Raw genomic sequence first — 24,857 nt, forward strand, 5'->3', positions numbered from 1 at the left:
ACATCACATGATCCGCGTTCGATACGAGAAGGAGACCCCTCATGAGCGTGAGCCTCTTTGACCTGTTCAAGATCGGGATCGGCCCCTCGAGTTCGCACACCGTTGGCCCCATGCGCGCCGCGAAAGAGTTCGCTGACGAGGCCCTTGCCCATCCGACGATCGGGCCCGACATCGCCGATGTCGAGGTGCATCTTTACGGTTCGCTCGCGGCAACCGGCATGGGGCACGGGACACTCGACGCGGTCGTTCTTGGCCTCGAAGGCAATGATCCCGCGACCATCGACCCTGCGCAGGCATGGGCGCGTGCGAAAGATATCGATAGCAATGGTGGCCTCATGCTTGGCGGGCGCGTGCCCGTGAGTCTGCGCCCCTCCACGATCGTGCTTCACCCGCTCACCTTCCTTCCCGAGCACTCCAATGGCATGACCTTCGCGGTCCTTGACGAAAGCGGCAACGAACTCGAGAAACGCACGATGTTCTCGATCGGCGGCGGCTTCGTCGTGGATAAAGAGGAGCTTGAAGCCCAGCAGGCGTCGGAACCCCTCGCCGAAGGCGAGAGCGACGACGAGGGCGAAGGCAAAGTGAAGCCGATCTTCGAAAGCGGGGAAGAACTTCTTCGCGTGTGCGAAGAAAACGGCATCACCGTGTCGCAAGCGATGCTCATGCGCGAAAGGCATTGGCGAAGCGACAGCGAGATCCGCAAGGGCATCCTCGAGATTTGGGCGGTCATGGAGGCCTGCATCGAGCGCGGTATGCACACGACCGGTGTGCTCCCCGGCGGTCTCAATGTGCGCCGAAGGGCAGCGACCTGGCACGATGCTCTTCAGCTTGAAGACCCGAACCATCGCGCCGATAACGCCTTTGAGTGGGTGAGCCTTGCTGCTCTCGCGGTGAATGAGGAAAATGCGGGCGGGGGGCGAGTGGTGACCGCACCCACGAATGGCGCCGCCGGCATTATTCCCGCGGTGCTCTACTACGCCCTCACGTACCTGCGCTACGACGATCGCGATGACATGATCGTGCGTTTCATGCTCGCAGCTGCGGCTTTTGGCTCGCTGTGCAAGGAACGCGCCTCGATTTCCGGTGCGGAAGTGGGCTGCCAGGGAGAGGTCGGCTCGGCAAGCTCGATGGCCGCCGCGGGTCTCGCTGAGGTCATGGGCGCGAAGCCTCGGCAAGTGGAAAACGCGGCCGAAATCGCGATGGAGCACAATCTTGGCCTTACGTGCGATCCCGTGGGTGGCCTCGTGCAAGTGCCCTGCATTGAACGCAACGCCATGGGCGCCATCAAATCGATCACCGCTGTGCGCTTCGCGATGCGCGGCAACGGTGAGCACTTCGTCTCGTTCGATACCGTGCTCGAAACGATGCGCCGCACGGGCAAGGACATGAACGAACGCTACAAAGAAACCGCGATGGGTGGCCTCGCCGTCACGGTTCCCGTGTCTTTGCCCGCGTGTTGAGGCACGTGGGCTACCGTTAGACGCGAATGCCACGCGCCACCGCGGCGCGACCTGCATGACAGAAAAGGACGGCCAAGGCCCCATGAACGATAAAGCTAGTGGCGACATCAACGACGATTTCGCACCCGGTGAGAGCCCCGAAGAGCTCGAGGCGGCGGCGAAAGTTGCTCCCGAAGCTGAGGAGCGCACCGACGGCGAACGTGCAACTCTCACGGAGGTCGCCAACTCCCTCGGCATCACGGCTGCGGTGGCGCTTCGCGCGCTCCGCGGAGAATCTGACATCAACTCGAAGCTCGTGAAGTCCGTGCGGGAAACCGCCGAGCGCTTGCACTACCCGCTCGAGGATCTCACGGGCGAGGATGACCACCGTGGTGTCGTCGCGGTTCTCGTGAACACGATGCGCAACACGTGGATCTCCGATATCGTGCGTTCGATCCGCATCGAGCTGGCCGCGACCGGTCGACACGTGGTGGTGGTGCCGACGCGGCGCCGCATGCCCGAATATCCGATCACCCTCGAAGAGGAGACCATCTCTTCGCTTACCGCTCTTGGCGTTGACGGCTTCATTATGGCGAGTGAGCTTCCCGAACTCGACAAGGTCTTCGACGCAATCGGCACCCGACCGATCGTGGCGATCGGCGGCTCGAAAGAACGCGTTGGAAAATCTGACACGGTTCGCATCGACGACGAAGCAGGCTACGGCCTTCTCGTGGATCACCTCGTGAGCCTCGGGCACAAGGACATCGCCCACGTGGGCGGCGTGGGGTATGCCGTTGCGAAAGAACGCGCGGCGGCGTTCAAGGCCGCGATGAAACGCCATGGTCTCGAAGATCGCGCACGCGTTGAACCCGCCGATTTCAGCGAGCAGGTTGGCCAGACCGCCGGCTCGATGCTTCTTCGCGGAAGCCAGGTCCCTACCGCGATCACGTGCTCGAATGATGTGACCGCCGTGGGCGTGCTCTCGGCCGCGGCCGATGCCGGCTACGACGTGCCGGCCCAGCTTGCGGTGACGGGGTACGGCAACACGTCGCTTGCGTCCTCGGGTATCGCACAGGTGACGAGCATTGATCCGAACTCTCGTCGCATCGGTGCGCTCGGTGCGCAGATGCTTGTCGAGCGCATTGGCGGCTTTGAAGGGCCGGCGCGCGACACGGCAGTGTCACCGCACCTCATTGTGCGCCGCTCGTCCTCGGCAGGTCCCCGCCCCGAGCAACAGCGCCGCCGCCGCGTGACGATCGACTAAACATCACACGACAAACGGAGAAAACCCTTCGAATCCTCTGAATGCTTCAGGGGCCGCATTGATAGGCTGAGTGCATGATCAACTCCACGAACGACCGCTCTTCGAACGACCGCCGAACGAGCACAACCTCGCGGTCGATTGGCGAACTTGTCGCCTCGATCAAGAACGAATTCACCTCCGTGATCGATCAGCAGGTCGCGATCGCGAAGAAGGAAGTCACCGGAATCGCCGTCAAAGGCGGTGCCGTCGCGGCACTCGCGGCAGTTCTCGTGTTCTTCCTCCTGAGCGCGTGGGTCATGTTCCTCTTCTTCTGCGCGTGGGGCCTCGTGGCCCTCGGCCTCCCGGCTTGGGCGTCATTCCTCATCGTGTGCGGCTCGCTCGTCGTGCTCGGCGCGATTCTCGGCCTCATCGCCTACCTGATCGTCAAGAAGATCACCGCGCCCGAGGTCACGATCGAAACCGCGAAGAGCGCCGTCGATTCGGTGCAGGGGAAGCGTCGCGTGAACTCCGTTGATTACGACGACGCCTTCGAAGAGCTCTACGGTAAACAGGTCAGCGCCGCAACACCGCGCGAGATCTAACAATCATCACCGTCACAAAGCGAGGGGCGCCGCGAGTGCTCCTCGCTTTTTCGGTACCCACGAGAGGCTAGGCTTAAGACGTGACTCTACGACTGCACGATTCGAAAACCAGAACAGTTTCGGACTTCACCCCGCTCAAGGACGGTGAAGTCTCGCTCTACGTGTGCGGGCCCACGGTCCAAGACGGCCCCCACGTGGGGCATATCCGCACGTTCCTCGCGTTCGACGTGCTCGTGCGGTGGCTGCGCAGGAGCGGCTACCGAGTCACCTACGTGCGCAACGTGACCGACATCGACGATAAGATCCTCGCGCGCGCCGCCGAAGAGGGCGAGGCTTGGTGGAAGTGGTCCTACACAAACGAACGAAAATTCGGTGAGATCATGGATCAGCTCGGCGCCGTGCGCCCCGATTACGAGCCGCGCGCCACGGGGCACGTCACCGAGATGATCGACTTCATGCAGCGCCTCATCGAACGTGGACACGCCTACGCCGACGGTGAGGGAAGCGTGTACTTCGACGTCTCCTCGCTGCCCGAATATGGTTCGCTCACGAACCAGTCGATCGAGAACATGGTCGACGACGCCGAAGCAGCCTCGAACCTCAAACAGGACCCTCGAGACTTCGCACTGTGGAAGAAAGCCAAGGCAGGCGAACCCGAGACCGCCAAGTGGTCGACACCTTTCGGCGAGGGGCGCCCCGGGTGGCACCTCGAGTGCTCGGCCATGGCGAAGAAATACGTGGGGGAGAGCTTCGATATCCACGGCGGTGGCCTCGACTTGCGCTTCCCCCATCACGAAAACGAGCAGGCTCAGAGCTACGGCGCCGGCTACGGATTTGCGCAGCGTTGGATGCACTCGGGCATGCTCACCGTTGACGGCATGAAGATGGGCAAGAGCCTCGGCAACTTCATTACAGCCGAGGATGTCCTCGCGAAGCACCCGGCGGCCGCCGTGCGCCTCGCCATCGTTGGCTCTCACTACCGCACGAACGTCGAGTTCAACGACACGACGCTTGCCGAGGCGGAAACTGTACTCTCGCGACTTCGCGGCTCGCTCACGCGCGCCCTCGACGCGCTCGAGCAGGCAGGAGCACACGAAGAGCTTTGCGAACCCGGCGAGGGAGCGCTTCCCGACCGCTTCACCGAGGCGATGAATGACGACCTCGGCGTCGCCGATGCTCTCGCAGTCGTCCACGAACGACACGGGCAACTCAATACCCTTCTCGCGAAACCGCACATTGATGCTCATGAGGTTGCAAGTGCCGTCAACGAGCTGCGAGACATGCTCGATGTTTTCGGTCTCGACCTGCTCGGCGCGATGTGGTCCGATGAGCCTGGCGCGGGTGGTGCGGAGCACGACGCTCTCGATGCCCTCATCCGAGCGCAGCTCGAGGAGCGCGCAGAAGCACGGAAAAACAAGGACTGGGCGAGCGCCGATGCGATTCGCGATCGCTTCGCTGCCGCCGGCATTCGCATTGAAGACTCCGCGGGCTCCTCCCGCTGGAGTCTCACGAACTAGGAGAGACCATGGCAGGACACAAGAGCTCCCGCAAGGGCCCCAAAGTCGGTTCTGGCGGCGTGCGCCGCCGTAGGCTCGAAGGCCGCGGCCCCACCCCCAAGGCGGAGGATCGCCCTCACCACAAGGCCTACAAGGGTACGCACGACACCGTCGGAAAATCCGGTACCAAATCCGGCAAGCGCCGCCCGCCGCGCAGGTCTCCTAAGGACGCCGCGAATCGGCCCACCGTGATCGCGGGCCGTAATTCCGTGCTCGAAGCCCTCCAAGAGGGCGTTCAGGCGCTCTCTTTGACCCTCGCGATCAGGCTTGAGGCCGATGAACGCGTACGCGAAATCATGCGCCTTGCGCATCAAAAGGGCCTTCAGCTGCATGAAGCCACGCGCGCCGAACTCGATCGGCTCACCGACGACGCGATCCACCAGGGCGTGGCCCTCACACTTCCGCCGTATGAATACGCCGACCCGGCAGATCTCCTCGAGATTGCCGCGGACGACTTTGACACGCCGTTGCTGATTGCGCTTGACGGCATTACCGACCCACGCAACCTCGGCGCGATACTCCGAAGCGCGGGCGCGTTCGGCGCGCACGGCGTGATCATTCCCGAACGTCGAAGCGTAGGCATGACCGCGAGCGTCTACAAGGTTGCCGCGGGCGCCGCGACGCGTGTGAAAGTCGCCCAGGTCACGAACCTCAACCGCACGATCGACTCGCTCAAGAAACAGGGCGTCTTCGTTGTGGGGCTCGATGCCGATGGCGAATTGGAGCCGCGAGACATGGACCTGGCGACCTCGCCGATCATGCTCGTTGTCGGTGCCGAAGGTAAGGGAATTTCGCGCCTCACGCGCGAAAAGTGTGATGCGATTGTGTCGATCCCCATGGCGGCGACGACCGAGTCGCTCAACGCCTCGGTTGCCGCGTCGATCGTGATGTACGAGATCGCGGGTACGCGTACACGAACGGGGCGCGCCTAGCCCTGAGTGAGCCTTACAGCTCCGTCTCGGTCACGATCGGGATTGCCGAGGTCTCCGACGTGATGAGCGCTCGCTCGTCCTGGCGGTAGGCGAGGACGTTCAGGATGTAATCCTGCACGGCTTTATCCCACGTGACATCCTTGCCGAGACGCTGGGACATGAACCATTTGTGCTCGAGGAGTTCGTGGTAGAATTCGGGCGCGGGGAGCTTCTTCCGCATCGCGCGAGGGATTGCCCGCACAACCGGCTCGTACTGTTCTTGAAGCCATTCGTGGGCCACGAACTCTTCCTCCTCGCCCTGCTGGTCGGTGAGGGCGCGGAACTGATCGAGATCGTTGAGCAGACGCCTCGCCTGGTTCTCTTGCGCATCGATGCCCGTGAGACGCATGAGGCGCCGCCTATGGTGGCCGGCGTCCACAACCTTCGGCTGCACCGTCACGGTCGTGCCGTCGAGATCGGTTGTCATGTCGAGCTCGTCGACGTCGAAGCCGAGCTCGTTGAGTTTTTCGATACGCGCACTCACGCGCCAGCGCTCGTTTGCGCTGAAGGTCTCGCGGCCCGTGAGGGCATCCCACAGCTCGTTGTAGCGCTCAAGCAGGCGATCGCCCACGGTGATGGCGTCAACGTTGTCGGGCAATTGCTCGGCAGCTTGAAGATCAAGCATCTCGCCCACAATGTTTGTGCGTGCAATGTCGAGATCGTACTCACGCTGCCCCTTCGTGAGGTGGTCCTCGAGTTGGCCCGTCTCGACGTCGACGATGTACGCGGCGAAAGCCCCCGCATCGCGTTTGAAAAGCGTGTTGGAGAGCGAGACATCGCCCCAGTAGAAGCCTACGAGGTGGAGGCGAACGAGGAGTACGGCGAGGGCATCGAGGAGTTTGCGGGCCGTGTCTTCGCTATTGAGCTGCGAGAACACTGCGCGATAGGGAAGTGAGTACTGTAAATGGCGCGTGATGAGGATGGCGTCGAGCTCGCGGCCATCCTCGGACGATTCTCGGCCGCTCACGACGGCGAACGGTTCAACCGCGGGGATGCCGAGCTTTCCGAGGAGGCGCAGGGTCGTGAACTCGCCGCGCGCGAGGTTCTCGTTGATCTCTTTGAGGGCGAGGACTCGCCCACTCACGCGCGCGAAGCGCACGACGTGGCGCGAAATGCCGCGGGGGAGTGAGGCGAGGAGCGAATCGGGCCATTCGGCCAGGGGAAGGCCCCACGGTAGATCGAGGAGCGCCTCGTCGGCTCGCGCTGCGGAGATCTCGATGGGTGCCATGTTCTCTATTCTCCCTCACTCTGGTGCCGAGTATGCAAAGAAGGCACGCGATTCGCGTGCCTTCTTTGTGAATGTTTCCTCGTGAGAGGAAAGACGGGATCAGTCGCCGAGGCGGTTGCCCGACTTCAGGTCGAACAGGTGCACGTGGTCTGCCTTCGGGTGGAAGTGCACGGTCTCGCCCTTCTGCGGAGGGCGGCGGCCGTCAACACGCGCGATGATCGGCTTGTCGGTTTCACCGGCGCCAGCGAGGCGGCCGTAGACGTAGGCGTCGGCGCCGAGCACCTCGACCATGTCAACCTCGACCGGGAGGCCGTCCGCGGCGAGCTCGAGGTCCTCGGGACGCACACCGACGGTGACGGCCTTTTCATTGGACTCCGAGAGAGTGGAGCGATCCACGGGGATCACGGAGCCGCCGAAGGCAACGCCCTGGTCGGTGAGGGGCTGCTCGATAAGGTTCATGGCGGGCGAGCCAATGAAGCCTGCAACGAACACGTTGTTCGGGTGATCGTACATGCGCTGCGGCGAGTCGATCTGCTGGAGCACACCACCGGCGAGAACAGCGACGCGGTCACCCATCGTCATAGCCTCGGTCTGGTCGTGGGTCACGTAGACGGTCGTGACGCCCAGGCGGCGCTGGAGCGAGGCGATCTGGGTACGGGTCGAGACACGGAGCTTCGCGTCGAGGTTCGAGAGCGGCTCGTCCATGAGGAACACCTGAGGCGAGCGCACGATCGCGCGGCCCATGGCCACACGCTGGCGCTGACCACCCGAGAGGGCCTTCGGCTTACGGTCGAGGTACTGCTCGAGGTCGAGGATCTTCGCGGCCTCTTCCACGCGCTTGCGGATCTCATCCTTCGGCGTGCCCGCGATCTTGAGCGCAAAGCCCATGTTGTCGGCGACCGACATGTGCGGGTAGAGAGCGTAGTTCTGGAACACCATCGCGATATCGCGGTCCTTCGGCGGAACGTTTGTCACGTCGCGATCGCCGATGAAGATGCGGCCAGCGTCGATCTCTTCGAGACCCGCGAGCATGCGCAGCGAGGTGGACTTACCGCAGCCCGAGGGGCCAACGAGGACGAGGAATTCGCCGTCTTCGATCTCGATGTTGAGGTCGTCAACCGCGGGCTTATCGCTGCCCGGGTAGATGCGGCTTGCGTGGTCGTAAATCACCTTTGCCATGGGTATTCCCTTCACCGGCAGGTACGTGCCGGACGATCCGTTGTGAAGTCACAGCCAGCGTTCCTCGCTGACGTACGGATAACAATACCGCACTGTGGCACTCACCATACGGGACGCGCCGATGGGTGCGCCGGTCGCTTCGGTTTGGGAGGGCCGTAAGGTGGTCGGGGAGCCCGACGCATGCTCCGCTCTCTGAGTGCCTCGGTGGCGCGCGGCGACGATCGGCACATGCGGGCGTGTGAGATGGGCTGTGAAGCGACGATGACGAGAGCGAAAGGCGGCGATGGCATGACGAGCCTCGCGGAACTCATTGAAAAGACCCTGGCGAAGAGGCGGAGCGAGAACGAGCCGCTCAGGATTGTGCAAGCGGGGCACCCGGCACTTCGCGCCCACTCAAAGGACGCGGCAGGGGCGCTCGATCCCGAGCTGCTCGGTGAGTTCATCCAGGCACTCGTGGTCACGATGCACGAAGCGCCCGGTGTGGGGGTGGCTGCCCCGCAGGTGGGTGTGCCGATCCGCCTCGTGGTAATGGAAGATTTCGTGCGGGAAGAAGGCGAGGAGCGCGATGCTGGCGACGCTCTTTACGAGCGTGACAATCTCCCCCTCATGGCAGTGATCGACCCTCGCTATGAAGAAGTGGAGGGGGAAGATACCGTGACGTTTGGGTGGGAAGGGTGCTTGAGCGTTGACGGTTGGCGTTCGCTCGTGCCCCGACCAAAGAGCGTGCGCGTTTTCGGTACCGCGATCCTTGACGGCGGCGAAGTACGTGAACTCGACGAGGTGTGGACGGGCTGGAGTGCTCGCATCTTCCAGCATGAAAGCGATCACCTCGATGGAATTTTGTGCCACGATCGCGGCGTTGAGCGATCACTCGTGCAGGATTCCTACCTGCACCGTTACACGGATCTTTCAGCCGCGGTTCGTTACCTTGGTCTGCGCGGCGACGTCGCGAATCTTGAGCCCGGCGCCGTAGATCTTCACCGCACGCGGGCGTGAGTGCGCCCGAAAGCGTCCATGAAAAGGAGAGCAATGGCCTCGAAGGACCTGCGCACATCAAAGAAATCGAGCGGGAAGGGCAAAGGCGGGGAATCGCTCATCGATGACAAGCAGTTTGAACTCATCGATAAGGCCCTCGCCGTCCAAGGGCCGATCGCTCGCAAATACGTTGATTCGCTTCGCCGCAAGAATCCCACGTGGAGCGATGACCAGATCATCGCTCGCCTCGAAGGCCACTTCACGAAACTAGCCGTGGCAACGGGCGTCGGCATCGGCGGCGTGGCCGCACTTCCCGCGGTTGGCACCGCTACCGCGGTCGCGCTCACCGCGGGTGAGGGCATCGCCTTCGCCGAGGCATGTGCCTTTCTCACCCTCGGCATCGCACACGTGCGTGGCGTGGACATGAGTAAACCATCGGTGCGCCGCACCGTGATCCTCGCGATCCTCGGCGGTGAGCGGGGCACGGAGATCGTGACGAAAGCTCTTGGAAAGAACGGCCTTCAGTGGTCGACGGTTCTCGACGGCATGGCGCCGCCGTTCATTGCCGATGCGGTGAACACACAGGTGAACCGCTGGATTCGTCGAACTGTGACACGCCGCTTTACGGGGCTGTGGGCGGGGCGCCTCATCCCGTTCGGTATCGGCGCCGTGATCGGGGGGCTTGGCAACAAGGCGCTCACGAAGACCGTCATCGAAGCCGCGCGCGAGGTGTTCAGCCACGCCGACGACCCCGTGCCTTCGAGCCTCGTTGAAGATCCCGAGAGTGAAGACAGCTCCGGTGAGGGGCGCGACGCCTAGGCCCGCATAGCTTTTCGAAGCACAAAAGGCGCTTCCGGAACATCCGGAAGCGCCTTTCGTTCTCGCACAACGATTAAAGGTCCTGGGTGAACTCGTTTTCGTGTTCGGTACCCTTCGCGCGGCGATAGGACGCACGGATTTCCTCTTCCGCGTCATCGCGGCCCTCCCAGTGGGCGCCCTCGACGCTCTTACCGGGCTCGAGGTCCTTGTAGACCTCGAAGAAGTGCTGGATCTCGAGGCGGTGGAACTCGGAGATATCGGTGAGCTCTTGGCGGCGGATCTGGCGCTTATCACCAACCGGAACCGCGACGATCTTGTCGTCGCCGCCGGACTCATCGCGCATGCGGAACATGCCGAGCGCACGGCAACGAATCAGGCAGCCGGGGAAGGTCGCCTCTTCGAGAAGAACGAGCACGTCGAGCGGATCGCCGTCCTCACCGAGCGTGCCCTCAATGAAGCCATAATCATCGGGGTAGCGGGTTGCCGTAAAAAGCATGCGATCGAGCCGGATGCGACCATTGTGATGGTCGACTTCGTACTTGTTGCGATTTCCCTTGGGGATCTCGATCGTGACGTCGAATTCCACGTGCGTGACTCCATTGCCTCAGGTGTTTCTTGGTGTGTGAGGGACGCGCCCTCTGCGTGCAACAATAGCGAAGATCCTCAAGCGTCGGCTGTTTTACGGAGTCTGGGCGGGCAACGCGCGCGTAAACTTTGCACGAAGTCACAGACACAAAGACGCCCAGCGCGGTCAGACCAGGGTGAAGAGGAGCATTCTCAGATGGCGAAGTCGAAGGCAACCGAGATTGTTGCCGCGGCCCTTGCGCTCGCGCTTCCCGCAGCCTTCTATACGTTTGGGGACCTCGTCGATGGCTTCCCCGGCCCCCTCACCCTCCGCACCCAAAAGGTTGCTGACCTCGAAGGGGTTCCCGCCGAAGGCGAGGCATGGGAGCGTGAAGATCTCGTGCGGCCGCGGGATGCTGCGTCACCCGTCGAGCGCGTGAGTGGCGAGCACATTACGGCGGCAGTTGAAGCACTTCCCGGGCTCGGTGCCTATTCCGGGAAACTTTCCTACGCGGTCGTGGATGCGGCAAGCGGTGAAATGATTGCTGAACGCGATGCGAGCGTGAGCCTCACCCCTGCCTCGACCATGAAACTTCTTTCGGCACTCGCGGCGGCGAAAGCGGTGGGGCCCGAGCAGACACTCACCACGCGTACAGTTCTCGATGGTGAGCGACTCGTGCTCGTAGGCGGTGGGGACAACCTGCTGACGGTGAAGCCGAAGGAAACGAAAGAGGGGATCGCGCGTGCGTCCCTCGCCTCGCTCGCGGATCAAACCGTGCAAAAGCTGAAGGCGGAGGGTCGCACGAAAGTGACGCTCGTGTTCGATGACACTCTCTTTGGCAACGATCCCATCAATCCGGCGTGGGGCGAGAACGGCCCTGCCGGGGGGTGGGTTGCGCCGATTACGCCGCTCGGGATCGATGCGGGGCGAGCCGACGGTACCAAGTACGGCGCGAAATCGAAGGACCCCTCGTACGACGCAGCAAAGGCCTTCGCGGAGCTCCTCAAGGAGCGCGGGATCACGATCGAGGCAGAGCCCACTCGCGGTGCTGCGCCCGAGGGAGCAACCGAGCTGGGATCCGTGCAATCCGCACCTCTCAGTAGCTGGATTGCCCATACGCTTCTCTATTCCGATAACACTCTTGCGGAAACGCTCGCGCGCCTCGCCGCCGTCAAGACGGGACGCCCGGGAACCGTGGCAGGTGCTCGCGAAGCCGTGAAAGCGGAGCTTGACGAGGTCGCGCGCGAGAAGGGGTTTTCAACCGAAGGCCTCGTGATTGCCGACAACTCGGGCCTGTCGAAAGACAATCGACTATCACCGTCGCTTCTTGCGCATTTGACAGCGTGGGCATCCGGGAATGCGCCAGTCGAGATCAGGGACACTTTTGCACGTGTCCCGATCGGCGGGCTCACGGGAACGCTCAAGAATCGTTTCGGCGAGGCCGGTGCCGAAGAGGCCCGCGGTGTGGCACGTGGAAAAACCGGAACGCTTTCGGGAACCTCCACGCTTGCGGGCACGACCGTGCTCTCGGACGGCCGCGTGGTCGGTTACGCCATTTTCGCGTACGACTCTCAGGCGGATGGGTACGCGGAGGCACGTGCGCTCGTCGATGACGTTGCGAGCGCGATCATTTCGGCGGGAGGTCCGACGCCTGCGGGCCTCTACGATGCTCCAAGTTCTCCCGTAGAAGCCGGAGCAGGGGAAGGTGAGGAACAGTGAGCGGCCCGCCCGAACCCGTTGCACGGGCACGCGTTGCCGTGAAATCGGCCCTCGTGGCAAGGCTCGAGGAATGCGCCGACCTCTCCGAGGGAGCGCAGCTCGCGCCTCGCATCCTCGTTGGCGTGAGCGGAGGCGCCGATTCCCTCGCGCTTGCCGCGACAACCCAGTGGGTCGCCTCGAGGCTCGGTCTCGAGGTTGAAGCGGTACTCATCGACCACGGTCTCTCCGACCACTCCGCTTCAGTTTCCGAACGCGCGGCCCTCCAATGCGAGCGGCTGGGTCTCGCCCGGTGCCACATCCGCCGAATTCACGTGGACACGGCGGGGGAGGGGGGCCTCGAAAACGCCGCCAGAGTCGCGCGTCACGAGGCCTTCAACGACATGTGTGAGGAACGTTCCGCCCTCGCACTCCTCCTTGGGCACACACTCGATGATCAGGCCGAACAGGTGCTTCTAGGGCTCGCACGTGGCGCGGGAGCCCGCTCGCTCGCGGGGATCCCGCGAAAACGCGGGAGTCTCCTTCGCCCGTTTCTCGGCACGGGACGCGACGAGAAAACCGGACTGTGGAGGCGCGATACACGCGCCGTGTGCGAGGCCCTCGGCCTCGACGTGTGGGACGACCCCATGAACGACGACGAGGCCTATTTGCGAGTCGCAGCGCGTTCGCGAGCGCTCCCGATGCTCGCCGACGTTTTTGGCGAGCAGGTGGCCGCGAATCTCGTGCGCACCGCCGATCTCCTTCGTGATGACGCCGACTATCTTGAACAAGAAGCGGAAGAAACTTACGCGGGGCTGCGTCGGAATCCCCCGAGCAGAACCCCCGGCCTACTCGCGCTTGACGCTTACGCCCTTGCCCCGCTCAACCGTGCCCTGCGCACTCGCGTGATTAAGCATGCGATCGCCCAGGCGAGTGCGCTCGCGGGTGCAAGTTCAGGCAAGTCGCTCCTTCGACGTCAGATCCTTCACGTTGACTCCCTCGTGAGCGCCTATCGGGGCCAAGGCCCCATCCCCCTTCCGGGTAAGATCGAAGCGATACGCGACGAGGGGCTCATCGTTTTCCGTGCGGGAGGCACCCGCTTCCATGACACGCAAGGCTGAGCCCCCGCGACCTCGACAACGCGACGCACCGGGAAGGAACCCCATGACCATGGATGAGGACGTCGAGCGCATCCTGCTCGATGAGCAGGCGATCCGCGAGCGGATCAGCGAACTCGCCGCAGAAATCGATCGCGACTACGAAGGCGAGGCACCGCTGCTCGTTGGCGTGCTCAAGGGAGCCGTCATGGTCGTCGCCGATCTCGCGCGGGCGATCACGCTCGACGTAGACATGGACTGGATGGCCGTGAGCTCGTATGGAAGTGGCACGAAGTCCTCCGGAGTCGTGCGCATCCTCAAGGATTTGAGCGCGGATATCACCGATCGCCACGTGCTCATCGTCGAAGACATCATCGACTCTGGCCTCACCCTGAGCTGGCTTCGCACGAACCTCCGCTCGCGAGGCCCGAAGAGTGTCGAGATTTGCACGCTTTTGCGCAAGCCCGAAGCTGTCAAGGTGGATATTGACGTGAAGTACGTGGGCTTCGACATTCCGAATGAGTTCGTGATCGGCTATGGCCTCGACTACGCCGAGAAGTATCGCAACCTTCCCTATGTCGGAATCCTCAAGCCAAGCGTCTACGCCGATTGAGAACATCGGGGCGTCTGACAGCCCCGGCCCAGCGATTCGGGGTAGATTCGCGCTCATTCACGAAACGTGCGCGAGGCATGAGCCCCGCCCTACAAGAACGTAAGATTTAGCACTTCACATGGCAGAAAAAAAGAAATCCCCCGCTCGCAACCTGTGGCTGTGGAGCCTCGCGACCCTCGCGATTGTCCTTCTCGCCTTGAGCATTTTCGGTCGCGGCGGATTCCAAGACATCGACACCGAGCAGGGCCTCACACTCCTCAAGGGCGACACCGTTGAGCAAGCGGAGATCATCGACGGCAACCAGCAGCGCGTCAACCTCGTGCTCACGAAGGACTTCGAAGACAAGGGCAAGCGCGTGGCCTTCTCCTACGTGACCGCGCGCGGCGATGACGTGGTGAAAGCCGTGAATGATGCTGCGCCATCAAAGGGGTACACGGATAAGATCGCCACCCCCTCGTGGTGGGGGCAGCTGCTTCTCACGTTCTTCCCACTCATCATCATTCTTGGCCTCTTCTGGTTCTTCATGATGAACGCCCAGGGTGGCGGCCGCGCGATGCAGTTCGGCAAGTCCAAGGCGAAGCTTTTCAACAAGGACATGCCGAAGGTGACGTTCCAGGACGTCGCCGGGGCCGAGGAGGCCGTTGAGGAGCTTGATGAGATCAAGCAGTTCCTCGTGAGTCCCGAGCGATATCACGCGGTCGGAGCGAAGATTCCGAAGGGCGTTCTTCTCTACGGTCCACCCGGTACGGGCAAGACTCTCCTCGCGAAGGCTGTCGCGGGCGAGGCGGGGGTGCCTTTCTACTCCATTTCGGGCTCGGACTTCGTTGAGATGTTCGTGGGCGTAGGTGCGAGCCGCGTGCGCGACCTGTTCAACACAGCGAAGGAAAACGCTCCCGCGATCATCTTTATCGACGAGATCGACGCCGTTGGTCGCCACCGCGGTGCCGGCATGGGCGGCGGTCACGATGAGCGCGAGCAGACCCTCAACCAGATGCTTGTCGAGATGGACGGCTTCGAGGAGCATCAGAATGTCATCCTCATCGCCGCGACGAACCGCGTGGACATCCTGGACCCGGCGCTTTTGCGCCCGGGCCGATTTGATCGCCAGATCGCTGTCGAGACCCCCGACCTCAAGGGGCGCCGCAAGATCCTCGAGGTGCACGCGAAGGGCAAGCCGCTTGCGGCCGATGTCGACCTCGACAATATCGCGCGTCGCTCAATCGGCATGAGCGGTGCGGATCTGGCCAACGTGCTGAACGAGGCTGCACTCCTCACGGCGCGTTCGGGAAACCAAATCATTGACATGCGCGCCCTTGATGAAGCCATCGACCGCGTGTCTATGGGCCCGCAGCGCTACTCGAAGGTCATGAGTGAGCGCGAGCGGCAAATGACGGCCTACCACGAGGGTGGTCACGCACTTGTCGCCGCGGCCCTCAACAACTCGGCACCCGTGACGAAGGTGACGATCCTTCCGCGCGGCCGCGCGGGCGGGTACACCATGGTGGTGCCGACGGCCGACCGCAACTATCAAAGCCGCAACGAGCTCCTTGATCGCCTTGCCTACGCGATGGGCGGCTACGCGGTTGAGGAAGGCATCTTCCACGACGTCACGACCGGTCCGAGTTCCGACCTCAAGAACGCGACGGGCATCGCCCGCGCGATGGTCACTGAACTCGGTATGAGCGGTGTTGTGGGCCAGGTAGCTCTGAGCAAGGGACAGGACGAAGTTTTCGTGGGCATGCAGCAGGGCCAAGGGCCCGGCTACAGCGAGGACACGGCACGCTTGATTGACGAAGAGGTGCGCCGACTCCTCGATAACGCCCTGGATGAGGCCTGGAGCGTGATCAAGACCAACCGTGCCGTGCTCGATCATCTCGTTGAAGAGCTTCTCGAAAAGGAGACGCTCGGCGAGAAAGAACTGGCGGAGATCTTTAAGGACGTGACTAAGCGTCCGCCGCGCGAGGTGTGGCAGTCGAGCGAAGACCGTCCCGTGTTCAACGAACCGCTCGCGGGTAGCGACCGCCCCGGCACGATCGGCAGCACCGTCCCGGATGGAACCGAGAACGACCAGGCCGGTGAGGAGCTTGGCGGGACCCCGCCCGAGCTCCCGCAACCAGGTGACGGTTCTCCTCACATCCCGGGTGCCGAGTAGCGCATACCTCACGTCCCTCGCAAGCACATGCTTGCGCGAAGAAAGAAGGATTCATGAGCGAGAACCACAACGCCGTGGAGAGCATCGACCAGGAGAGGATCGAACGTGCTGTGCGCGAGATCCTCGAGGCTATCGGCGAGGATCCGAGCCGCGACGGTTTGCTCGATACGCCGGCCCGTGTTGCCCGCATGTACAGCGAGGTATTCCGCGGACTGCACGAGAACCCGCGCGAGCACATGCATACGAAGTTCGAGGTCGAGCATCGCGAGCTGGTTCTCGTGCGCGACATCCGGTTTTATTCGATGTGCGAGCATCACCTCGTGCCTTTCTTTGGGCGTGCGCACGTGGGGTATGTGCCGGGTAGGGATGGCACGGTTGCAGGCCTTTCGAAGTTCGCAAGGCTCGTCGAAGGCTACGCGGCGCGGCCGCAGGTGCAAGAACGCCTCACGAGCCAGATCGCCGATGCGATCCACGAAGAGCTTCACGCACACGGCACGATCGTGGTACTCCAGGCCGAGCACCTGTGCATGGCGATGCGGGGCGTGAAATCCCCCAATGCGGAGACCGTGACGAGTGCCGTGCGCGGCTCGCTCCAGTCCAATGCGGCCACACGTTCGGAGGCGATGAGCCTCATCCTCACGGGTCTGCACCACTGATTTTGGCGAAAGCGCCGCTCGCGGCGGGAAAGGGCATCACATGAGCGCAACGCGACCGGTTCTGGACTTCTCTAGCGCCCCGGCGTGGCGGCGTGTGGAGGGCCTGCCTTCTTCGCTCACGTGCGAGCGGACCCTCGTGATGGGGGTGCTCAATGTGACCCCGGATTCGTTTTCCGACGGTGGCGAGCACAACGAGTTCCACAGCGCGCTCACGCATGCCGAGCGCCTGGTAAGCGAAGGCGCCGACATCATCGATGTTGGTGGCGAATCCACGCGCCCGGGTGGAAGCCGCGTAAGTGAGAGTGAAGAACTCGAGCGAACGGTGCGGGTGGTCGAGGCACTGGCGTCGAGGGGCATCCCCGTGAGCATCGATACGATGCGTGCCGCGGTCGCCCGTGCCGCAGTCGAGGCGGGTGCTCTCATCGTGAACGATGTCTCGGCTGGCCTCGCCGACCCAGAGATGTTCCAGACCATCGCGGGTCTCACGACTCCTCTCGGCACGCCGCCCGTCTACATTGCTATGCATTGGCGTGGACACTCCAAGGAGGCAATGTCACGCGCGGGCTACGGTGAGATAGGCGCGGACGTCGCACGCGAACTCGGGGCACAAATCGAGAAGGCGGTGCACGCGGGTATCCCTCGTGAAAGCATCGTGGCGGACCCAGGCTTCGGGTTTTCAAAGACGGGTGAAGACAACTGGAACCTCTACGACCAGATCGATGCGGTTGAGGGGCTCGGCTACCCGCTTCTCATCGGTGTGAGCCGTAAGCGTTTCGTGAGTGCACTCGATATCGACCGCGACGCGGGAACCGCCGCCCTGAGCGGCTTCGCCCAGCTGAGGCGCTCGTGGGCGGTGCGCGTTCACGATGTCGCTTCTACCGTCGCCAACATCCGGGTCATGCAACGACTTATGGCTGGTCCGCAGGGGCGAGACTTGGGGCTTGGGGCGAGTATTGCCGACCGCAATTACGGGGAGGAGGCGCAAGCATGACGTGGAGCGATATCGCTTTTGCCGCGCCCGCCGCGCTTTCCCATATCGCGGTTGAGGGTGTGCGCGTGCACGGCAAGCACGGTGTGTTCGATCACGAAAAAGCGGAGGGCCACGATTTTCTCGTGGACGTCGATATGAGCGTGGACACGCGCTCGGCGGGGCGCGATGATGCGCTCGAGCGAAGCGTGAGCTACGCGGACGCCGCGGCAATCGTCGAAGAAATCGTCTCGGGGCGAAGCGTCGACCTGATCGAAACTCTCGCCGAGCGCATCGCCCAGTGTGTACTTGAGCGGCATGTGCTCGTGCGCGAAGTGAGCGTGAGCGTGCACAAACCCACCGCGCCAATTCCGCAGCCCTTCACCGACGCACGCGTTCGTCTCACAAGGCGCGCGGCACCCGTGAGCGCTTTCATCGCGCTTGGCTCAAATCTTGGCGATAGCGAGGACTTCCTCGCCGGTGCTCTCGCCGCACTTGCACGGATCCCCGAAACTCGTCTCGTTGCCGCGAGCCGCGTTTTCGAAACCGACCCCGTAAGCGACATTGATCAGGACGTGTACCTCAACGCCGCTGCGCTCCTTGAGACGTCGCTCAGCCCGTGGCAGCTTCTCGACTCACTCCATGAGATCGAGAATGCTGCAAGGCGCACCCGCACCCTTCGGTGGGGACCGCGCACCCTCGACCTCGACCTCATTTCCTTCGGGCAGTTCACGTGCGACGATGAGCGACTCACGCTTCCGCATCCACGTGCGCACGAACGCGCCTTTGTTCTCGCACCGATGCTTGACATCGATCCCGACTGGCGTTTCCCCGATGGCCGGCAGGCGTCGGACCTCGTGAAGGCCGCCCCTGACCGTGCGGGCTTGCGCCCCGGTCCCCGTGTTGCCGGTTTCGCGAGCGAGGCTCGCCCACGCAAGGGTGTGTGATGACAAGAACTCCTGCGCTGCGGCTTCTTGGAATCGCCCTCGTGGCGGGCCTTGCGGGCCACGGGCTGTCTCTCGCGTTTGCCTCGCGAGGTGCCCCGGTTCCCGTCGCCGGCATCATGCCGGGAATGGTGTTCCTCATTCTTTCCGTCGTCGTTCTTGCCCTGGGGCTTCGCGTGAAGAGATATCTCGATGAGTCCCGTGAGCGCGCGAAAACCCATCCGCTTACGCCGCGCAAGCATCACATCGACATGGTCACGGCTTACAGGATCGTTCTCGCGGCGCGTGCCGCGGCCTATACGGGTGCGATCGGTGCTGGCTTTTACGCGGGTATGTGCGCGTTCCTCGCCACCGCAGGGGGCGGAACACTCAGCGGTGCCATTCTTCCGCTCGGCTTCGATGCGCTTAGCGCGCTCATCCTCGCGGTGATCGGGCTTATCGTAGAACGGTGGGGTAGCTTGCCGCCGAGCGATTCCGGGCCTATGGGGCGCGCGGGTGAGAGCGCAGGTTCCCTTTGAAGCTCCCGTCCACTGTGTTAGAAAGATTCTCATGAGTAACTCAGTAGTTCCGATGCCGACCCTCGAGCCGGCCGACATCGAGCGCACGATGCTCGACGAGCCTTTTTCCGCGACCGATCCACGTACGGCACGCGTGTCGCCGAAGCTCGTCAAGGTACGGTTTCTTGGCAAACTCGCCCGGTGGGTGCCCGTGATTGCGGGGTGCATCGCGCTCCACATTGTCACGGCCGTGTTTGCGTGGCCGTGGTGGGTGCACCTGTGCACCATCCCCGTGTACCTCTTCGTGGCCCAGTCGATCGTGTTCACCCCTCGCCGCGCACGCGCTCTTGGCTACCTCACGCGCGACAACGACATCGTGTTTCGCAGCGGCATTATGTTCCGCTCCGTCACGATCGTTCCCTACGGCCGCATCCAGGACATCAATATCGACGAAGGCCCCATTGAGCGCGCGTACGGGCTTTCGACCATCACGCTGAAAACCGCGGGAGGCTCGATCTCGGACGTCTCTATTCCGGGCCTCGAGCGCAAGGAGGCCGAGCGTATTCGCGACCTCGTGACTCGCGAGGCGAGTGAAAAGATGGCGGCGCTATGACCGAACAGTCGCCTGACATCGCCAATGACCCACCGGAGTCCGCATACTCGAGGTTCCACCCTCTTACGCCGCTCGTCATGGGGTGGAAAGCGATCGCGGCAATCGTGGCGATCGTCGGGTTCCAAAACATCGACATGATCGAGGACTTGGTCAAGCACGGAGTCGTGAACACCGACAATCTGTGGCTTTTCGGTCTCGGCGCCCTTGGCATTATCCTCGTAGCGATTCTTGCCGGTGGGCTCCCGTGGTGGATCACGACGTACGCGGTGACGGAAGACGGCGTTTTCGTGCGTGAAAAATTCTTGAGCACGAAACGCAGAATTGCCCCACGCGAGCGCATCGACTCCGTCTCTGTTGAACGGCCTTTCATGGCGCGGCTTGTGGGGCTCTCCAAAGTGCGGATCGAGCTCGCCGGCGCGGGCGAGTCCCACGTGGACCTCCAGTACCTTGGCAGGGCGAAAGCCGAAGAAATCCACTCGACGGTCCTCGAACTCGCCCGTGGGGATGTGCCGAGTCATGGCAACGTGGCGGCGAACCCCGCATCCGCTGAGGCCGCGCCTGAGGCTCCCGAGAGCGCGGCGCCGAGCGAGGGAGGCGATGGTTCGCCGAGCATTGTGGAGCGCGCCGAGTCCATTGCCTACGACTCGGATTCCACCGGCGAACTGCTCGCGCGAATCCCGACCTCGCGCATCCTGCACTCGCTCGTGCTTGATATTTCGCTCATGTTCTGGCTCGCGTTCTCGATCGTCATGACGGCGATCTGGCTCATCGCCTCCTTCGCCGACGGTGAGTTCACGCTTTCTTTCGCGTCGCTCGCGGCGCTCGTTCCCGCGCTGCTTGCGGTTCCTCGAATGATTTTCTCGCGCGTCGACTCCGGTTGGGGCTTCACCTCGCGCGCGACCGCGACGGGTCTGCGCGCACGGCGAGGACTCTTGAACTCGCGCAGCGATAACCTCACAGCCTCGAAGCTTCAAGAGATGGAGATTTCTCAGCCGCTCCTGTGGCGTTCACGTGGGTGGTACGACGTGAGCGCGAAAACCGCGGGCATGGATGTTCTTGAATCCGTGACGGAAGGCACCGGTCGTATTCTTCCCGTGGGAACCGCCGCCGAACTCGAAGCGACGCTCTCGCACCTCATGCCACCGACCGGCGACCTCATCGTCCACCCCGCGATGCACGACGGGGCTCAGGCGCCGAGCCCCGCGGTGCTGGGTGCGAGCGACACGGCCCTACTTCAGGGTTTTCTCGCGGCGCCGCAAGCGCAACTGCCTGGCGCGCGCCCCTTCCACTGGTCCACCCCGATCAGCCGTCGCACCCACGTGTACGCGCTCACGCGCCACGCGCTTCTTGCACGTCACGGTTGGCTCACGCGAACCGTCACCGTGATCCCGCGCGAGCGCATCCAGGGGGTTGAACTCTCCCAGGGGCCGATCTCCCGGCGGATCGGCACGGCAGACCTCGCGGTCACGTATGCCGGTGGCACTTTCCATATCTCGAACATTCCCGTCACCGATGCCGCAGCCCTGTGCGCAACACTCGGCGTGGACGCAGGAACGTCGCGCCGATTCAGCGAGCGTGCAAGCTGGCTTCAACCGAGATTGTTGGGCGGAACGGCGTGAGCCCTGCGGAGCCTGCGCGCATGGGCGTGGGCATCATTTCCGCGGGGCGCGTGGGTGCGGTGCTCGGGAACGCACTGCGCGCAGCAGGGCACCAGGTCACGGGGGTGGCGGCCAGGTCCGACGCTTCCCGAGAGCGCGCCGATGTTCTGCTGCCCGGCGCCCCCATCCTTAGTCCCGAAGAGGTTGTCGAGCGCAGTGAACTCGTGGTTCTCGCTGTCCCTGATGACGAGCTTGCGCCGCTCGCGGCGAGTCTCGCGCAGCGGGGTATCGTGCCCGGTGCACAGATCATCGCGCACACCTCCGGCCGATATGGGATTGAGGTACTGCGTCCGCTCGAAGACGCTGGCGCGATCACCCTTGCGCTCCACCCGGCCATGACCTTCACGGGAACTTCGCTCGATCTTGCAAGGCTCGTGGGCTGCCCGTGGGCCGTCACTGCGCGTCCCATGTTCGCGCCCATTGCGAAGGCTCTCGTGCTCGAGCTCGACGGCGTGAGCATCGATATTGCGGAGGGCGATCGCACGGCCTACCACGCCGCGCTCGCCCACGGCTCGAACCATCTCGTTGTGCTCGTGAGCCAAGTGCTTCAGATCCTCGACGCGATCGGGGTCGAGGATCCACCCGCTCTCGTGCGTCCGCTTCTCAACGCGAGTCTCGAGGAGTCGCTCAGGCTTGGGCCCGGTGCGCTTACGGGACCGGTGCAGCGCGGTGATGCGGGAACCGTCGGAAATCATCTCGAAGCCCTTGAAGAGCTTGACCTCGAGCGCGTTCTGCCCACATACCGCGCACTCGCGCGTGCCGCACTCGACATCGCACCTATCGGTGAGCGTGAGCGGGCGGCGTTAGAGTTACTGCTATCAAGCGAGAGAAAACCAAGGCAGGATTCATGACTACGCTCATCCCCACCGTTAAGGAATTGCAGGCCTACCGCGCCTCTCTTAAGGGGAGTGTTGCACTTGTGCCCACGATGGGCGCGCTCCACGAGGGACACTTGACTCTTATCCGTGAGGCTCGTTCGCATGCCGATCACGTCATCGTGTCGAACTTCGTGAACCCTCTTCAGTTCGGCCCCGGCGAGGACTACGAGCGCTATCCGCGTACGCTCGACGCCGACCTCGAACTCGTCGACACACTCGCCGATGCGATGTTCGCCCCCGAGGCGAGCGACATGTACCCGTACCCGGAGCCGTTCCAGGTTGAAGTGGGGCCGATTGGGCGCATCCTCGAGGGCGAGATTCGCCCCGGCCACTTCAATGGCGTGGCCACCGTCGTCCTCAAGCTTTTCCTTCTTGCCCAGCCGCATGTCGCGATCTTTGGCCAAAAGGACGCGCAGCAGCTCGCGATTATTCGGCGCCTCGTGCACGATTTTAACCTTGGTCTTGAAATCGTGGGTGTGCCGATCGTGCGCGAAGAATCGGGTCTCGCACGCAGCTCGCGCAATAGCTATTTGAGCGAGCAGGCAAGGGCGGATGCCCTCGCCCTCTCGGGGCTTCTCTCGAAGGCGCTTGACTGCCCGACGGCGGCTGAGCTACTCGCGCTTCTTCGCACGCACGAGGATTCTTCGCGAGTGACGTGGGATTACCGGCTCGCGGTCAACCCGGCGACTTTCGAAGAGATTGACCAGGCTTTCGTGGGGGAGGCGCTCGTCGTGCTCGCCGCGAGGGTCGAGGGTGTGCGTCTGATCGACAATGCGCTCGTGAACCTTGCCCCTGCAAAGGAGCAGCAACCATCGAAGGAGGCGCGCAGTGGGAAACATTGATTGGGCATTCGAGCTGGGAGCGCTCCTGCCATCGATCGGGATTGGGCTCCTTTTCTGGTTCGTCCTGCGCTCGATTTTGCGCGCCGATAAGCATCAGCGTGAGGCGGAAAGGGAAGCCGAACGCGAGTACATTGCCGCGCATCCCGAGGCAGCGCGCTTTGTAAGAACGAAACAAACCGCCAACGCGGAAAAACGTAAAGACGCAACGACGTCGAAATAAAAGAGCGCTTTGTTATCGCGCTAAAATGGTTGCCACTATTGTGGTGGGCGATTATCCTGCTTTTAACCGTTGACGCGCTTCGCCGCTGAATCGGTCGACCACCGTTCTAAAACTTCATGAGGATGGCCTCGATGGCAACTAAGACTTTCACCGAACTCGTCGACGATCTCGATGGTTCGAAGGCGGATCTCACCGTTTCGTTCTCCCTCGAGGGCGTTGATTACGAGATCGACCTTTCGAACGCGCACGTCGACGAACTCCACGCAGACATGACCAAATGGATCGTCGCCGCCCGCCGCGTTGGCGGCCGCGCCCGTCGCAGCTCGCGCACGCCGAGCAGCGCGAAGGAGACCGCGAAGATCCGCAAGTGGGCGCTCGAGAACAACTACAACGTCTCGGATCGCGGCCGCATCGCTGCGGATGTTCGCGAGGCGTACTACGCCGCACACGAAGGCTGAGAGCACTGACGCATAAAAGCGCCGCGAGGGGAAAGGCCCCGCGGCGCTTTTGTTGTTCGTGAGGACTTAGTTCAGAGCTTTGCCGCCGATCGTCCACGAGACGGTGTGTGAGGCGCCCGGGGCGAGGTGCACGAGGTTTTCGCCGGTGCGGAAAGCATCGGGCGGGCACGTCATAGGTTCGACAGCGAGCCCTGCGCGATTCTTCGAGGGATCCGGGTGATCGGCCGTGTGGATCTGCGCCCACGGGAGGGCCTCCGGGTCGAATTCGACCCATACTTCACCGCTCGCACTGCGCACCGTGATTCGCCCCTCGGAGAATCCCGTGTAGGCGTGATCGATGAACCGATCACCGATAGGTGCGCCATCGAGGTGGAGTTCCGGGTGGTTCTCGACGGGTGAGAGCGCAACCGGCAGGAGGCGTTCGTCGACTTCGAGCACGTGGGAGGCCGGCACGAGGGTTTCCCATTCATTCATGTGCTCTGCGCCGGGCACGACGTAGGGATGGGGGCATACGCCGTAGGGGGCGCGGGTTTCGCCGAGGTTGGTCGCGGTGACCTCGGTGGTGATTGCGCTTTCGTGAAGCGTGTAGCGCACGCGAATGCTAAGGGGGAAGGGATAGCCGGGTACGGGAATAAGGTGGTGAAAGAAATCCACCGTGTTTTCCGTACGGTTTTCTACCGAGAAATCGCTCCACGATACGAGGCCGTGAAGCGCGTTGCGTCGTTCGTGCTCGTTGAGCGGCAGCTCGTATTCCACCCCGTCGTATGTATAGGTACCGTTGCCAATGCGATTTGGCCATGGGGCAATGATCCCACCGCGATAGCCGAATTGGACGTCATCGACGGCGCTCGGTACAACGAAGTCGCGCCCGCCGATGCAGAAACGATTGAGCGCTGCGCCCACGCTCGTAAGTTCGGCGCTTGACGCGCCATTCGTGAGGGTAATGATCTCTCCTCTGAATAAGGAGTGCGAGGTGCTCATGAGTGCCCT

General features: G+C 62.9%; 25 protein-coding genes. 21 read left to right on the forward strand and 4 right to left on the reverse strand.

Features of this window, described 5'->3' with window-relative positions:
* The first annotated feature begins 41 nt into the window (after positions 1-41).
* From DAD186_RS04085 to rlmB, 5 genes are all read left to right on the forward strand, one after another.
* The gene (locus DAD186_RS04085; protein ID WP_065247612.1) at positions 42-1,460 is read left to right on the forward strand and encodes an L-serine ammonia-lyase; all 1,419 of its coding nucleotides are present in this window, start codon (positions 42-44) and stop codon (positions 1,458-1,460) included.
* Positions 1,461-1,542: 82 nt separating this feature from the next.
* Positions 1,543-2,703, forward strand: a complete 1,161-nt coding sequence (locus tag DAD186_RS04090) for a LacI family DNA-binding transcriptional regulator (RefSeq protein WP_065247613.1) — start codon at positions 1,543-1,545, stop codon at positions 2,701-2,703.
* A gap of 74 nt (positions 2,704-2,777) precedes the next feature.
* Complete coding sequence (locus DAD186_RS04095; protein WP_065247614.1) at positions 2,778-3,284, forward strand: phage holin family protein; 507 nt, start codon at positions 2,778-2,780, stop codon at positions 3,282-3,284.
* Positions 3,285-3,364: 80 nt separating this feature from the next.
* On the forward strand, positions 3,365-4,801 hold the full coding sequence (gene cysS / locus DAD186_RS04100; RefSeq protein ID WP_065247615.1) for a cysteine--tRNA ligase: 1,437 nt from the start codon (positions 3,365-3,367) through the stop codon (positions 4,799-4,801).
* 8 nt (positions 4,802-4,809) lie between these two features.
* Positions 4,810-5,772, forward strand: a complete 963-nt coding sequence (gene rlmB / locus DAD186_RS04105) for a 23S rRNA (guanosine(2251)-2'-O)-methyltransferase RlmB (protein WP_065247616.1) — start codon at positions 4,810-4,812, stop codon at positions 5,770-5,772.
* A gap of 13 nt (positions 5,773-5,785) precedes the next feature.
* Here the strand turns inward: rlmB and DAD186_RS04110 are convergent, their stop codons facing one another.
* Both DAD186_RS04110 and DAD186_RS04115 read right to left on the reverse strand, forming a co-directional pair.
* Complete coding sequence (locus DAD186_RS04110; protein WP_065247617.1) at positions 5,786-7,039, reverse strand: DUF4032 domain-containing protein; 1,254 nt, start codon at positions 7,037-7,039, stop codon at positions 5,786-5,788.
* A gap of 99 nt (positions 7,040-7,138) precedes the next feature.
* Positions 7,139-8,218 carry an ABC transporter ATP-binding protein gene (locus DAD186_RS04115; RefSeq protein ID WP_065247618.1) on the reverse strand — a complete coding sequence of 360 codons (1,080 nt, stop codon included), beginning with the start codon at positions 8,216-8,218 and terminating at the stop codon, positions 7,139-7,141.
* 180 nt (positions 8,219-8,398) lie between these two features.
* On the opposite strand from DAD186_RS04115, the gene DAD186_RS04120 reads away from it, so the two are divergent.
* Together DAD186_RS04120 and DAD186_RS04125 are read left to right on the forward strand one after the other, a co-directional pair.
* Positions 8,399-9,214 (forward strand): peptide deformylase, encoded by an 816-nt coding sequence (locus tag DAD186_RS04120; RefSeq protein WP_236886287.1) that lies wholly within the window; start codon positions 8,399-8,401, stop codon positions 9,212-9,214.
* A gap of 33 nt (positions 9,215-9,247) precedes the next feature.
* Entirely contained in the window at positions 9,248-10,012 is a 765-nt protein-coding gene (locus DAD186_RS04125) for a hypothetical protein (protein WP_065247619.1), read from the forward strand.
* Positions 10,013-10,085: 73 nt separating this feature from the next.
* Here DAD186_RS04125 and DAD186_RS04130 read toward each other — a convergent pair whose 3' ends face one another.
* Positions 10,086-10,598, reverse strand: coding sequence for an inorganic diphosphatase (locus DAD186_RS04130; protein WP_065247620.1), 513 nt, complete (start codon positions 10,596-10,598; stop codon positions 10,086-10,088).
* Positions 10,599-10,793: 195 nt separating this feature from the next.
* Between DAD186_RS04130 and DAD186_RS04135 the strand changes: the two genes are divergently transcribed.
* From DAD186_RS04135 to DAD186_RS04200, 14 genes are all read left to right on the forward strand, one after another.
* Positions 10,794-12,296, forward strand: coding sequence for a D-alanyl-D-alanine carboxypeptidase/D-alanyl-D-alanine-endopeptidase (locus tag DAD186_RS04135; protein ID WP_065247621.1), 1,503 nt, complete (start codon positions 10,794-10,796; stop codon positions 12,294-12,296).
* Complete coding sequence (gene tilS / locus DAD186_RS04140; RefSeq protein ID WP_065247622.1) at positions 12,293-13,393, forward strand: tRNA lysidine(34) synthetase TilS; 1,101 nt, start codon at positions 12,293-12,295, stop codon at positions 13,391-13,393. The genes DAD186_RS04135 and tilS overlap by 4 nt, the downstream gene beginning before the upstream one ends.
* A gap of 43 nt (positions 13,394-13,436) precedes the next feature.
* On the forward strand, positions 13,437-13,982 hold the full coding sequence (hpt, locus tag DAD186_RS04145; RefSeq protein ID WP_372487308.1) for a hypoxanthine phosphoribosyltransferase: 546 nt from the start codon (positions 13,437-13,439) through the stop codon (positions 13,980-13,982).
* Positions 13,983-14,100: 118 nt separating this feature from the next.
* Positions 14,101-16,134: an ATP-dependent zinc metalloprotease FtsH gene (ftsH, locus tag DAD186_RS04150; RefSeq protein ID WP_065247623.1), complete on the forward strand. Its 2,034-nt coding sequence runs from the start codon at positions 14,101-14,103 to the stop codon at positions 16,132-16,134.
* Between the two features lie 53 nt (positions 16,135-16,187).
* On the forward strand, positions 16,188-16,790 hold the full coding sequence (gene folE, locus DAD186_RS04155) for a GTP cyclohydrolase I FolE (RefSeq protein ID WP_065247624.1): 603 nt from the start codon (positions 16,188-16,190) through the stop codon (positions 16,788-16,790).
* A 40-nt stretch (positions 16,791-16,830) separates the two neighbouring features.
* Positions 16,831-17,781, forward strand: a complete 951-nt coding sequence (gene folP / locus DAD186_RS04160) for a dihydropteroate synthase (RefSeq protein WP_065247625.1) — start codon at positions 16,831-16,833, stop codon at positions 17,779-17,781.
* Entirely contained in the window at positions 17,778-18,704 is a 927-nt protein-coding gene (gene folK, locus DAD186_RS04165) for a 2-amino-4-hydroxy-6-hydroxymethyldihydropteridine diphosphokinase (protein ID WP_065247626.1), read from the forward strand. Before folP ends, folK begins: the two co-directional genes overlap by 4 nt.
* A complete protein-coding gene (locus tag DAD186_RS04170) occupies positions 18,704-19,219 on the forward strand; it encodes a DUF3180 domain-containing protein (protein WP_065247627.1) in 516 nt (171 codons plus the stop codon). Before folK ends, DAD186_RS04170 begins: the two co-directional genes overlap by 1 nt.
* A 31-nt stretch (positions 19,220-19,250) precedes the next feature.
* A complete protein-coding gene (locus DAD186_RS04175) occupies positions 19,251-19,811 on the forward strand; it encodes a PH domain-containing protein (RefSeq protein WP_082991076.1) in 561 nt (186 codons plus the stop codon).
* Positions 19,808-21,430: a PH domain-containing protein gene (locus DAD186_RS04180; RefSeq protein WP_065247628.1), complete on the forward strand. Its 1,623-nt coding sequence runs from the start codon at positions 19,808-19,810 to the stop codon at positions 21,428-21,430. The genes DAD186_RS04175 and DAD186_RS04180 overlap by 4 nt, the downstream gene beginning before the upstream one ends.
* The gene (locus DAD186_RS04185; protein ID WP_257737091.1) at positions 21,427-22,320 is read left to right on the forward strand and encodes a Rossmann-like and DUF2520 domain-containing protein; all 894 of its coding nucleotides are present in this window, start codon (positions 21,427-21,429) and stop codon (positions 22,318-22,320) included. Before DAD186_RS04180 ends, DAD186_RS04185 begins: the two co-directional genes overlap by 4 nt.
* Complete coding sequence (panC, locus tag DAD186_RS04190) at positions 22,317-23,189, forward strand: pantoate--beta-alanine ligase (protein ID WP_065247630.1); 873 nt, start codon at positions 22,317-22,319, stop codon at positions 23,187-23,189. The genes DAD186_RS04185 and panC overlap by 4 nt, the downstream gene beginning before the upstream one ends.
* Positions 23,176-23,409, forward strand: coding sequence for a hypothetical protein (locus DAD186_RS04195; RefSeq protein ID WP_065247631.1), 234 nt, complete (start codon positions 23,176-23,178; stop codon positions 23,407-23,409). The genes panC and DAD186_RS04195 overlap by 14 nt, the downstream gene beginning before the upstream one ends.
* 131 nt (positions 23,410-23,540) lie before the next feature.
* Entirely contained in the window at positions 23,541-23,867 is a 327-nt protein-coding gene (locus DAD186_RS04200) for a histone-like nucleoid-structuring protein Lsr2 (protein WP_065247632.1), read from the forward strand.
* Between the two features lie 66 nt (positions 23,868-23,933).
* Here the strand turns inward: DAD186_RS04200 and DAD186_RS04205 are convergent, their stop codons facing one another.
* A complete protein-coding gene (locus DAD186_RS04205) occupies positions 23,934-24,848 on the reverse strand; it encodes an aldose 1-epimerase family protein (RefSeq protein WP_065247633.1) in 915 nt (304 codons plus the stop codon).
* Positions 24,849-24,857: the final 9 nt, after the last annotated feature.

The organism is Dermabacter vaginalis, assembly GCF_001678905.1.
GTDB classification, from domain to species: Bacteria; Actinomycetota; Actinomycetes; order Actinomycetales; family Dermabacteraceae; genus Dermabacter; species Dermabacter vaginalis.